Origin of the sequence: Paraburkholderia sp. SEWSISQ10-3 4 (assembly GCF_030464785.1) — a bacterium.
GTDB lineage: Bacteria > Pseudomonadota > Gammaproteobacteria > Burkholderiales > Burkholderiaceae > Paraburkholderia > Paraburkholderia aspalathi.
Genome location: NZ_JALPRI010000012.1, coordinates 66,750 through 78,773, shown reverse-complemented (window position 1 = coordinate 78,773; position 12,024 = coordinate 66,750). Strand labels below are relative to the sequence as shown.

Genomic DNA, 12,024 nt, shown 5'->3' with positions numbered 1-12,024 from the left:
CGCAAGCCACAAAAGAAAAAGGACACCCTCGGGTGTCCTTTTCTGTATCGGCCGCTCTCGTGCCGGGCGAAACAGGTTACATCAACCTCAAGCGCCCAACTCCGAAGCCGATGCCACGTGCTTGGTCGCATTGGAACTGGCATCGTCCTGCTCGGACACCGGCGTCTTCACCGGCGCTGCCGCGCTCAGCGGATGACCTGCGTCGAGCGTCACCTGCACGCGCTTGCCGTTGGTCGATGCCGCTGCAGCCGTCGTCGTCGTGTTCGACGCCGTCAAAACCGGAGCCTGCGGTGCGTTGATCGGCACCTTGCGGCCACGCGCCACATCGCGCAGACGGCCACGCTCGGCCATCACCTTGGCGCCGTAGCCGCCGTCGTCCTGCGAGGTCGAGCCGACGTAGAGACGCAGGCCGCCCGGCAGCGAACCGCCGCGTGCGATGCAATCCTTCAGCACCAGCGCGCCAACCTTGATGTTCGCGACCGGTTCAAGCGCCGCGCTCTGGCCGCCGAAATACTGGAACTTGTCCGAGTGAACCTTGGACATCACCTGCATCAGGCCCTGCGCGCCCACGCCGCTCTCGGCGTACGGGTTGAAGCCCGATTCGATTGCCATCACGGACAGCAGGAGAAGCGGGTCGAGACCGACTTCGCGGCCGGTGTCGAACGCTGCCTTCACGAGCTCGCTAACGGGCTCCTGAGCAACGCGATAGCGCCGCGCCAGGTAAGACGAAACCAGATCCTGCTCGCGGGTCGAAACCAGCACGCGATCGTCGCGTGCATCGGCCGAGACGCGCTGCGCCGGGATCAGCCGTGCCAGCGCGGAGACGCTCTGCATGGTGCGCGGGTCGAGGCCGTTCAGTGCGGCCACGCCCATACCGGACGTGCCGGTGCCGTCGAAGGCGCCGTCATAGCTGGTATTGCTGGCGATGACGCCGTTGTTGCCATTGTTGCCGTTGTTCGCACCGCTCGCGGTGTCGCTACTTGTCGAATTCGCGGACAGCGCCTCGTCAGAGGACGCACTAGGCGGCCCGAAAGCCGGCAGCGGGTGGCCCTGCAGCAGACGGGCGGGACCGGCTTGCACAGCGGCGGAAATGACCGGCATCAGCTTGGCGGCAAGGGTGCCGCGCAAAGCTGGCATCAGCCACAGCGTAACGGCCAGCACGACGGCGATTCCGCCGACAATGCTGAACAGGTGATGACTCATTCGCGTGCCGCGACGCAACGCACCACGCACAACTTGCGCAATACGTTCATCGGGACGCCACGATAACCAGGCGTTCATTCAGATCTCCCATGTTGCATGATCCGCGAACTCCGCCAGTCGAACAGGCGGTAACACACATTCGCAGAGTCAAGACATCGCGCGCTCTGTCTGGTTAGGGCAGCAGCGACGTCGGGAAAACGGCAAATACCGTTTGTGGGGAGCCATCTTGAAAAGAGGCCCGCGGCATGCCAAAAAACATGCGGGCGGAGGCTCCCACGCGAAAAACCAGCGTCAACAGGCGCTGGCGAGGACTTCAGTAAGACCGTCAAATACCGTGCAGGGGGTCGGTAAGCGGTGACGCGTTGCGTCTGAAGGGACCGGGGCGGCGGTAAAAACGTTCACGCCCTGCAACCAATGTGGACGGATTTTATGCAGGGTTTTATAGATCGTCAACACTATAGATAGGCAAATGTATAACTAATTGTAATAATGAACAGTGTTCAGTCCGTTAAGAACCGCGCGGTGCGCGCTTCTTGAGCTATCTCAATTAGTCCTCCCGAAGCAGGCCGTTTGGCCAATCTACGTGCGACTGCCAACACAGGTAAAATCGACAATCGTTCTGGCACCGCGAAGCCCTGCCGTGCCCTACCTTTTTGCCGCTTGCGCGGCTCTCTACCGCACCAGATGAAATACAAAGACCTGCGCGATTTCGTCGGCCGTCTCGAAACGATCGGTGAACTGCGCCGCATCTCGCAAAACGTCTCGCCCGTCCTGGAAATGACCGAACTGTGCGACCGCGTCCTCCGCGCCGGCGGTCCCGCGATATTGTTTGAGAGCCAGCAGCAGCATGCGTTTCCGGTACTCGGCAACCTGTTCGGCACGCCGCGCCGCGTCGCGCTCGGCATGGGTATCGACGCACAAGCAGGTGAAGGCGATGGCACCGCGCTGGAGTCGCTGCGCGACGTCGGCCGTCTGCTCTCCGCATTGAAGGAACCGGAGCCACCGAAGGGCCTCAAGGACGCTGGCAAACTGTTCTCGCTCGCGAAGGCGGTGTGGGACATGGCGCCCAAAACAGTGAGCGCGCCGCCCTGCCAGGAAATCGTCTGGGAAGGCAACGACGTCGACCTCGGAAAGCTGCCAATTCAAACCTGCTGGCCGGGCGACGCAGGGCCGCTGATCACATGGGGCCTGACCGTCACAAAAGGCCCGAATAAGAGCCGACAAAATTTAGGCATATATCGCCAGCAACTGATCGGGCGTAACAAACTCATCATGCGCTGGCTCGCGCATCGCGGCGGCGCACTCGATTTCCGCGAGTTCGCGCTGCAGAATCCGGGCAAGCCGTATCCCGTAGCCGTGGTGCTGGGCGCCGACCCGGCGACCATCCTCGGTGCGGTGACGCCGGTGCCCGACACGCTCTCCGAATACCAGTTCGCCGGGCTGCTGCGCGGCGGCCGCACCGAACTCGCGAAGTGCATCACGCCGGGCGTCGACGGTTTGCAGGTGCCCGCGCGCGCGGAAATCGTCCTGGAAGGCTTCATCTATCCGCAGGAAGGCACGCCCTCACCTGCTCCCGCAGGCGCGCCGCCGCGTCCGGCCAAGGGCGCGTCCGCCGCTTACGAACATGCGCTGGAAGGACCCTACGGCGACCACACCGGCTACTACAACGAGCAGGAGTGGTTTCCCGTCTTCACGGTCGAGCGCATCACCATGCGGCGCGACGCGATCTATCACTCCACCTACACCGGCAAACCGCCCGATGAGCCCGCCGTACTCGGCGTCGCGCTCAACGAAGTGTTCGTACCGCTGTTGCAGAAGCAGTTCACCGAGATCACCGACTTCTATCTGCCGCCCGAAGGATGCAGCTACCGGATGGCGATCGTGCAGATGAAGAAGAGCTACCCGGGTCACGCCAAGCGCGTGATGTTCGGCGTGTGGAGTTTCCTGCGGCAATTCATGTATACGAAGTTCATCGTCGTGGTCGACGAGGACGTGAATATCCGCGACTGGAAGGAAGTGATCTGGGCCATCACCACGCGCATCGATCCGGCGCGCGACACTGTGCTGGTCGATCGCACGCCGATCGACTACCTCGATTTCGCTTCGCCGGTCGCGGGTCTCGGATCGAAGATGGGACTCGACGCCACCAACAAATGGCCCGGCGAAACCGATCGCGAATGGGGCCGCCCGATCGAGATGGACGGCGTGGTCAAAAAACGCATCGACACCTTGTGGAATGAGTTGGGGCTGTAAAAACGGGCCTTGAATCACACAGGTCACACCGTTGAATTCCTGATTCTGTCGGCATCGAAGCGATCCGTTCACCAGCCGGATCGCTCCCGCTTGAACAAGTCTGAATAACAAAACTGATGGAGCAGTTGCGCGGATGCATGCCTTTTCAATGATGTCGGATGGTTTCTTTCTGTCGTTGTCGTTATGTCTGGATATCGGTCTCGTCAACGTCGCGATGATTTCGCTGACGCTGTCGCACGGCTTCAAACCGGGCTTCTGGCTGGGCTTGGGTTCCTGTTTCGGCGATCTCGTTTACGCGGCGCTCGCGCTCGCGGGAATGGCTGCGCTGCTGCAGTTCGAATCGGTACGCTGGGTCGTGTGGATCGGCGGCGCGGCGGTCCTGCTGTTTCTCACATGGAAGATGGCGCGTGAAGCGCTGTTCCCGGCGACGGCGCCTGCAGTTGCCGGCGAAGCGGATGCCAACGCGCCGCATCTTTCCCCGTGGCGCGGTTTCTTGCGCGGCGCGTTGCTGGCAATGTCATCGCCGTCAGCGATTCTGTGGTTCGCCGCAGTCGGCGGTGCGTTGATCGCGAAAGCCGGCGCCACCAGCACGACCACTGCACCGGTATTTCTCGGCGGCTTCTTCCTGGGTGGCTTGTGCTGGACGATCTTTATCTGCGGACTCGGTAGCCATGGACGCAAACGCGCCGGCACCGGTTTGCTGCGTGCGTGCCATGTGTTGTCGGCGCTGCTGTTCGCCTACTTCTCGTATAGCGTGATCGTGAACGGATATCGCGATCTGATCGTGCAGACCGCACAGGTGGCAAGCTAGAAAAAACGGCTCGCCTTGGCGAGCCGTCTTCCCTCAATTTCAACGTGCGCAGCTCGGCGCAATAACGATCAAGCAGCGTATCAGGCGAGATACTGCGCCAGCTTCGCCAGATCGACGTTGCCGCCGCTCACCACCACACCCACGCGCTTGCCCTTCACCGGCACGATGCCATTGAGCACGGCAGCCGCGGCGAGGCAACCGGTCGGCTCGACCACGATCTTCATGCGCTGCGCGAAGAAACGCATGGTCTCGATCAATTGCTCGTCACTGACCGTTTCGATCTGCGCGACCAGCTTCCGGATGATCTCGAACGTGTAGTCGCCGAGATGCGTGGAAGCAGCACCGTCGGCAATCGTGCGCGGCGTGTCGATATGCACGATCTCGCCGCGTGCGAGCGATTGCTGACCGTCGTTGCCCGCTTCGGGTTCGATACCGATGACGGTGCACGCCGGACTCAATGCCGCCGCCGACAGTGCGCTGCCGCCGATCAGTCCACCGCCGCCGAGACAAACGAAGAGCATGTCGAGCGGGCCGGTTTCGTCGATCAACTCCTTCACTGTCGTGCCTTGCCCGGCGATCACATGCGGATGGTCGTACGGCGGAATCAGCGTCATGCCACGCTCTTCGGCGAGCCGCCGGCCGATCTCTTCGCGATTCTCGGTGTAGCGGTCGTAGCTGATCACTTCGCCGCCATAGCCCTTAGTCGCCGCGACTTTGGCGGCGGGCGCGTCGTGCGGCATGATGATCGTGGCGTGAATCCCGGCAAGACGCGCCGACAGTGCGATCGCTTGCGCGTGATTGCCCGACGAGTACGTCAGCACACCCGCTTTACGTTGCTCCGCGTCGAAGTGCGAAATCGCGTTGTAGGCGCCGCGAAACTTGAAAGCGCCCATGCGCTGAAAATTTTCGCACTTGAAGAACACCGACGCGCCCGTGCGCTCGTTGAACGTGCTCGAGGTTAGAACGGGGGTGCGATGAGCGACGCCTTCGAGACGCGCAGCGGCGTCGAGTACGTCGTCGAAAGTGGGAGCGGGAAGCGCTTGCATTGACGAAACTCTCCAGAGCGGTGGCGAAACTGCCATTCTCCCAGCTTCGACGATGCTTTGGTATGTCGCGCGGTATGCCGCAGCAGAAACACAAACGGCGTAACCCGGCGATCAAGCCGGCGTTACGCCGTCAACCCATGCTGTGCTCTGCCCGCGATTAGCGGCGATAGTAGCCGTGGCCGTAATAACCGCGACCGTAGTAACCGTGATGATAATAAGGACGGCCGTAGCCACCGTAATACCCACCCACCACGACTGCCGGCGGCGCGTAGTAGCCCGGCGCATAGACCACAGGCGGAGGCGGCGGAGCGTAATAGACCGGCGGCGGCGCGGCATAAACCGGATACGCGGGCGCAACCGGAATGCCAATACCGATACCGACAGAAACGTGCGCCTCAGCAGCAGTAGCGAACCCCACGCCGAGTGCGGCGGCAACGACAAACGGAACGATCTTTTTCACTTTTATTCTCCTGGCGCGGCCCACTAAGGTCGCCGACTTCGCATGCCTTGCATGCTATGAATTCAATGTATCGAAAAAGACCGTGCATAGATGTTCGCATTTGTTGCAAATTGCAATTGGCGGCAATAGGTCGGAAAGTGCGTCGGCGCGAGGCCGCCAGGACATGCCGCGCAACAGACTGAGAACTAAGGGTTTGCCAGCGGTGAAATGCGCGTGAACCCCCTGCCCTGAGGGTCTTGCGGCTCCCGGTTCTCACTTGTCAGTAATCTTTGATTACAAATTAGCTTCAATCCTGACGGTCCAAATGAAAAATGCCCGGTGCAATCGCACCGGGCATTTCTTACCCATCAGCAGACGGTATTGTCAGCCTACCTTCACATAGGCGAATTCTCGGGAGACGCTGGGCGGAACATACGCGCCACTGATGCGCACGCGTGGCGTCAGGCGCTTTTTCTGATCCCACCAGCGACGGCGCTGTGAGTGCGTCAGGAACCGCAAGTGCTTTCGGTAAGAAAAAATATTCATCGCTACCTCCCGAATCTGACTGCGAGACGAAAAACCCAGAACAGCAACTGCAAAACCGGCTCATGAAGGAAATTGTGAGCAGTTTTCGGACCCGCGGGGCGTGTGTGGCCGGATGACCGACCAGACGCGCCATATCGCGCGCGGACTGATCAGAGGAATACCCACACCGGGACACACTACTGCCGGACGGATGGGCGATACTGCTGCATTCCCGTTCAAGTATCCCGCCTGGAGCACGCAACCATGTCCCAGCCCCCTCTGCCGCGCCTCGGCTTCATCGGTGCGGGCCGGCTCGCGCGCTGTCTCGCGCTGAGCTTTTCACGCGCCGGCTATCCTGTCACGGCGGTGGCGAGCCGCTCGGCGGCCTCGGCCGGCCGGCTCGCCAGTCAAATCGAACATTGCGCCGCATTCGACGATCCACAACAGGTTGTCGACGCAGCCGATATCGTCTTTTTAGCCGTTCCCGATGACAGCATCGGTACGACAGCGCACACACTGCGATTCACGGCAGACGCGGCGACCGGCCCATGCGACAAAGCGCTCGTGCATTGCAGCGGCGCCTCGCCGGTGGAGTCGCTGGCCCCGGCGCGCGACCAGGGTGCCTCGATCGGCGGGTTTCACCCACTGTACCTCTTTAGCGGCGATCTCGCCGACCTGGAGCGGATCGCCGGCTGTTCGGTGACGATCGAGGCTGACGGCGCGCTCATGGAGGCGCTGACGGCGCTGGCCGTCGCCCTGCGCTGCCATCCGCTGTCGATTCCTGCAGGCGGCCGCATGCTGTACCACGCCGCCGCGCATTACGCCGCCAGCTTCGCGCTGTGCAGCCTCGCGGAATGCGTGGCGCTGTGGCGCACGCTGGGTTTTGCCGAAGACGACGCGCTGCGCGCGCTGCTGCCCATGCTCTCCGGCACGATCGAAACCGCTCGCGACAAGGGCCTGCCCAACGCGCTCGCCGGCCCTGTGTCGCGCGGCGATACGGGCGTGGTGGAAAAGCAGTTGGCGTTGCTGGAAGGCCTTGGCGGCGATCATGCCGCGCTGTACGGTTTGCTGACGCGGCGCGCGGTCGGACTGGCCGAACGCCGCGTCAAACCGCCCGCCGCGATCGAGACGATTGCCGAGGCGGTGGAAGAATCGCTTAACCGGTCGCTGAATCAGGCCACAGCAGGTGCAAGCGTCAAGTAAGCCGTGATAATGTGACGTCCGGCGCCGCGCGCAATCCGCCAGCGCCGCGCTTCGGGACCAACAGACGAGAACGCACAATGATCAAGGTCAGCATCCTTTATCCGTATCGGGAAAACGGCCACTTCGACGTGGACTATTACTGCGTCACGCACATGCCGCTCGCGGCCAGGCTGTTCGGGCCGTCGCTGAGAGGCTGGTCGGTCGACGTCGGCATCAATGCCGGGCCGCCGGGAACGCCGCCGCCGTATGTCGCCGCAGGCCACTTCCTGTTCGATAGCACGGACGACTTCTATAAAGTCTTCAAGTCGGCCTCGGAGCAGTTGGTTGCCGACATTCCGAATTACACCGACGGCGGCAACGGCACGATTCTGATTAGCGAAATCAAGATTTCTGTGTGATATCGAGTGGCGGGTGCGGCCTGACGGTATGCAGTTCGCCGATTGGCCTACTCGAGCATCTGGAAATTGAAGCACTGCGTCCCCATTTGTGACGCGTAACGCGCCCTCCTCGGGAACGGCGCAGGCAATCCAAATGAACCCGCCGGCGCACCGATCGGTCAGCGCCGGCACCCTGCGGCCGATCGACGGCCGCCTTCCGAAGGATAAGGACACGAGATGTTTGGCGATATCGCCCGTTTTCTGCTCAATACCGTCTTTACGCTGTTCGGCGCCGCGCTGCTGCTGCGCGCATGGCTGCAGGTCGTGCGCATGCCGCCGTACAACCCCGTGACGAACGCCGTGCTGCAAGCCACCAACTGGATCGTGCTGCCTTTGCGGCACATTCTGCACAGCACCCGCAACATCGACTGGGCGAGTCTCGTCGCAGCGCTGATTGCGGCGATCGTTTATGTGGTGCTGATGGTGGTGCTCACGGGCGCCGATCCGCTCACGCTCGTGCCGACACTGTTGATCGTTGCCGTGCTGACCGTGATCAAGTGGGCGCTGAACCTGATCATCTGGATGACGATCCTGATGGCGCTGCTGTCGTGGCTCAATCCGCGCTCGCCGGCCATGCCGATTCTGTACCAGCTGACCGCGCCGTTCCTGAATCCGCTGCGCCGCGTGGTGCCGCAACTCGGCGGCATCGACCTCTCGCCGATCCTGCTGTTCGTGATCGTGCAGGTGCTGCTGATGGTGGTCACACGTGCGGCCGTTCAATTGACCTACTTCGTGATCTGATCAGCGCTTCGTGCGCCTTGTGGAACAAGGGTGGCGGCAGTGCGATTTGCGCTAACCGCCCCTTCCCGAGTAGAATCGTGCGCTCTGCGGGCGTCGTATAATGGTAATACCCTAGCTTCCCAAGCTAGAGCCGTGGGTTCGATTCCCATCGCCCGCTCCAGACTCTTTTCAGCCAGCCTGGCGATTAACCAGGCGGCTTCGCGAAAGGATCTGAATCTGCAGCACCTTGCCGCATTTCCCACCCGCTACGCCCTCTCCGTCTGTCATTTGAGAAGTCGCAAAAACGCGAGATGAGCGTGCGTGGTGTCAACGCGCCATTGCGGGAGCCGCTGCTAGTTCTTCGCAGCTTTCTCGACCGCCTTGACCAGCTTGAATTCGTCTTTGTCCAACGCGTAGTAGTACGTCCCGCCACCCGCTTCATTCCTGCTGCCGTGAACCACCAGCAGGCGGCTGTCGCGCTGGAATTCGATCGGCTCTTGCACATCCACGTCCCAGCAGCACACCGTAAACGGCAGCCACGTGACGCGGCCGGTCTTCGCGTCGATCGCCACGCTGGACACGCAGGACGCCCCGCAGCCCCAGCTTGCCAGCACGTAGTGCCCAGCGAAGTTCGGCTTCTGGCGGCTGGCTTCGCGGATACGCGTCGCGTATTCCTTGTCGTCCGCGGATACGAGCCGCACTTTCGCCGCTTTGCCCGCGAAGGTGTCGCTGACCGCGAAATCTTCAAAGCGCGGCACGCCGGCATCATCGGCTTGCGCGACGCCCATCCAGCACATGGCGGACACAAAGCCCATCAATAGAAACTTTTTCATTGCTCAATACCAGTGGTGTTTTTCCCAGAACAGCCGTGCTGATGCCGCAGTGTGATATCGCCCGAGAATATAGCGAATCCCGCCCTGACATTCTTCGACCGCATTGCCGAAAGATTTTTCGCCATTCGGATTCAATTCATATTGAGGCCGCAGCAACTGATAAAGCCCGCGTGCGGACGACTTCCCATTGCGCACGTCGACCACACCGCTCGACTCCTGCGCCATGAGCCACAGTAAATCGTTGAATTGAGTGAGGGCGACGCCTTCAATGGCCATTGCCTTGCGAAGTGCATTCTGGGAAGTAGTTGGAACCGCAGTTGGATCGATAGCGACCCAATCCGTTTTGGCGGCTTTTGCCTGACGATGATTGTGTGCGTGTTTGCCCATGGTGGATTTTCGTTTTGATAATCGTTGCAACGGAATGGCTTACAGCGGGATTAAATCATACGAATGGCTGTCACGGTTATGAAAACGTAATCTTGATGCCGAATTCAGGCTCCCTCCGGGTCGGCCACCGTCTGGACGCACCCTTTTCGGGTGTGCTACCTTACGCGCACTTGCAACGCCCGCTCCACCTTCCTGCTGAGCTTTCAGCGGAATCCAGCACGAGCCGCCTCCCATGAAGGCGGCTTTTTTGTAGTGGCAGCGGCCCGGCATAGCGATTCGAGCGAACCGCGCCTGCGAACTGCGGCCCATGCCGCGGCAAGCGTAAGCACAAACGCAAAAGGCGCCTCGCAACACGCCATGCAAGCCGCCAGGCCCTCACCCTAGTAGCAGTATCGATAATGATCCACGATCCAAACGACGCCGGCCTGCCCGACGAACTCCCGCCGCCTTCAACTGAGGCAGAAGCCGAAGGCCAACCGGCCGACGCCGACGCGACTGCCGGCGCCCCGCAAGAAGAAGCCCTGCATCGACGCCGCATCCGCAGCTTTGTCACGCGCGCTGGTCGCGTATCGACCGGCCAGCGCCGCGCGATGGACGAGCTCGGTCCGCGTTTCGTCGTGCCCTTCACGCCGCAACAATCCGACTGGAACAGCGTGTTCGGCCGCGCCGCGCCGCGTGTGTTGGAAATCGGCTTCGGAATGGGCGCGACCACCGCGGAGATCGCCTCGCACCGTCCCGCCGACGACTTCCTCGGCGTCGAAGTACACGAGCCAGGCGTGGGCGCGCTGCTGAAGCTGATGGGCGAGCAGGCGCTGTCGAACATCCGCATCATTCAGCACGATGCGGTCGAAGTGCTTGAGCAGATGATCGCGCCGGACAGCCTCGACGGCGTGCATATCTTCTTTCCCGATCCTTGGCACAAGGCGCGTCACCACAAGCGCCGGCTGATCCAGCCGAAGTTCGTCGCATTGCTGGTTTCGCGTCTGAAGCCGGGCGCCTATCTGCATTGCGCGACCGACTGGCAGAACTACGCCGAGCAGATGCTCGAGGTGCTGGGCGCCGATCCTGCGCTGGAAAATACCGCTGACGGCTACGCGCCGCGTCCCGAGTATCGTCCGGTGACGAAGTTCGAGCGCCGCGGGCTACGGCTCGGACATGGCGTGTGGGATCTGGTGTTCAGGAAGCGCGGCGCGGTATAAAACCGCACTGCAGTTGTGCCCGCCATAAGCAAAAAGGCCCGCAAACGCGGGCCTTTTCTCATGACGCGGAAAACATGCGGAGACTCAGTCCGCCCAGCTCAACGCGCCGCTGTAACCCACCAGCAGGATCAACAGTCCGAAGGCGATCCGGTACCACGCGAACACGGTGAAATCGTGCGCGGCGATGTAACGCAGCAGCCAGCGCACGCAGGCGAACGCGCTGATGAAGGCCGCCACGAAGCCGAGCACGAAACTGCCAAGCGCGTCGACGGACAGCAGATGCCAGTCTTTATAGAGCTCGTAAGCCGTCGCGCCGAAGATGATCGGAATCGCGAGGAAAAAAGAAAACTCCGTAGCAACGCGCCGATCGAGACCGAACAGCATCCCGCCGATGATCGTCGAACCCGAGCGCGACATGCCTGGGATCAACGCAAAACATTGAGCGAGGCCGACTTTCAGCGCGTCCAGCGGGCTCAGATCGTCGACGTTCTGAACACGTGCCGGCACGTCGCCTCGCGTGCGCTGACGCGCTTCCGCCCACAGAATCACCACCCCGCCCGCCACTAACGCGAACGCGACCGGCACGGGCGAAAACAGCGCCGCCTTGATCGCCTTCTCGAACAGCAGACCGAGCACAACCGCCGGAATCGTCGCGATGATCACATTCAGCGTAAAGCGCCTTGCATCGGGCCGGCTAGGCAAGCCGACCACCACGCTGCCGATGCGGCGCCGGAACTCCCAGCACACGGCCAGAATCGCGCCGAGCTGGATCACGACATCGAAGGTTTTCGCGTGTTCATCCGTGAAATTGAGCAGACTGCCCGCGACGATCAAATGGCCAGTACTCGACACCGGCAAAAATTCCGTCAGCCCTTCGACGACGCCAAGAATCAGCGCCTTGCAAGCCAATAGCCAGTCCATCCGTGACCCTCGTTGTTATAGATAGCCTAAACGAACAGGGGCCGCAC

General features: G+C 61.7%; 12 protein-coding genes and 1 tRNA gene. 7 read left to right on the top strand and 6 right to left on the bottom strand.

Annotation, left to right across the window (positions count from 1 at the left end; genetic code table 11):
- Positions 1–87: 87 nt before the first annotated feature.
- Positions 88–1,281, bottom strand: coding sequence for a lytic transglycosylase domain-containing protein (locus tag M0D68_RS21855; RefSeq protein WP_200618085.1), 1,194 nt, complete (start codon positions 1,279–1,281; stop codon positions 88–90).
- 606 nt (positions 1,282–1,887) lie between these two features.
- Here M0D68_RS21855 and M0D68_RS21850 point away from each other — a divergent pair.
- Entirely contained in the window at positions 1,888–3,456 is a 1,569-nt protein-coding gene (locus M0D68_RS21850) for a UbiD family decarboxylase (RefSeq protein ID WP_200618083.1), read from the top strand.
- Positions 3,457–3,589: 133 nt separating this feature from the next.
- A complete protein-coding gene (locus M0D68_RS21845) occupies positions 3,590–4,267 on the top strand; it encodes a LysE family translocator (protein ID WP_200618076.1) in 678 nt (225 codons plus the stop codon).
- 80 nt (positions 4,268–4,347) lie between these two features.
- Here the strand turns inward: M0D68_RS21845 and M0D68_RS21840 are convergent, their stop codons facing one another.
- Together M0D68_RS21840 and M0D68_RS21835 are read right to left on the bottom strand one after the other, a co-directional pair.
- Positions 4,348–5,313, bottom strand: a complete 966-nt coding sequence (locus tag M0D68_RS21840; protein ID WP_200618071.1) for a threo-3-hydroxy-L-aspartate ammonia-lyase — start codon at positions 5,311–5,313, stop codon at positions 4,348–4,350.
- Positions 5,314–5,470: 157 nt separating this feature from the next.
- Entirely contained in the window at positions 5,471–5,773 is a 303-nt protein-coding gene (locus tag M0D68_RS21835) for a hypothetical protein (protein WP_093638996.1), read from the bottom strand.
- 768 nt (positions 5,774–6,541) lie between these two features.
- Between M0D68_RS21835 and M0D68_RS21830 the strand changes: the two genes are divergently transcribed.
- The 4 genes from M0D68_RS21830 to M0D68_RS21815 all read left to right on the top strand — a co-directional run bounded on the left by M0D68_RS21830 (position 6,542) and on the right by M0D68_RS21815 (position 8,818).
- Positions 6,542–7,480 carry a Rossmann-like and DUF2520 domain-containing protein gene (locus tag M0D68_RS21830; RefSeq protein WP_200618069.1) on the top strand — a complete coding sequence of 313 codons (939 nt, stop codon included), beginning with the start codon at positions 6,542–6,544 and terminating at the stop codon, positions 7,478–7,480.
- Positions 7,481–7,557: 77 nt separating this feature from the next.
- Positions 7,558–7,878 carry an EthD family reductase gene (locus M0D68_RS21825; RefSeq protein WP_054037420.1) on the top strand — a complete coding sequence of 107 codons (321 nt, stop codon included), beginning with the start codon at positions 7,558–7,560 and terminating at the stop codon, positions 7,876–7,878.
- Between the two features lie 216 nt (positions 7,879–8,094).
- Positions 8,095–8,658 (top strand): YggT family protein, encoded by a 564-nt coding sequence (locus tag M0D68_RS21820; RefSeq protein ID WP_093638987.1) that lies wholly within the window; start codon positions 8,095–8,097, stop codon positions 8,656–8,658.
- A gap of 86 nt (positions 8,659–8,744) precedes the next feature.
- Positions 8,745–8,818: transfer RNA gene (locus M0D68_RS21815), tRNA-Gly, on the top strand.
- A gap of 172 nt (positions 8,819–8,990) precedes the next feature.
- Here M0D68_RS21815 and M0D68_RS21810 read toward each other — a convergent pair.
- A complete protein-coding gene (locus M0D68_RS21810; protein ID WP_200618068.1) occupies positions 8,991–9,470 on the bottom strand; it encodes a hypothetical protein in 480 nt (159 codons plus the stop codon).
- A 3-nt stretch (positions 9,471–9,473) separates the two neighbouring features.
- Positions 9,474–9,857 (bottom strand): hypothetical protein, encoded by a 384-nt coding sequence (locus M0D68_RS21805; RefSeq protein WP_200618067.1) that lies wholly within the window; start codon positions 9,855–9,857, stop codon positions 9,474–9,476.
- 398 nt (positions 9,858–10,255) lie between these two features.
- On the opposite strand from M0D68_RS21805, the gene trmB reads away from it, so the two are divergent.
- Positions 10,256–11,056, top strand: a complete 801-nt coding sequence (gene trmB, locus M0D68_RS21800; protein WP_200618066.1) for a tRNA (guanosine(46)-N7)-methyltransferase TrmB — start codon at positions 10,256–10,258, stop codon at positions 11,054–11,056.
- Positions 11,057–11,140: 84 nt separating this feature from the next.
- On the opposite strand, the gene M0D68_RS21795 is transcribed toward trmB, so the two are convergent.
- Entirely contained in the window at positions 11,141–11,977 is an 837-nt protein-coding gene (locus M0D68_RS21795) for an undecaprenyl-diphosphate phosphatase (RefSeq protein WP_093638975.1), read from the bottom strand.
- Positions 11,978–12,024: the final 47 nt, after the last annotated feature.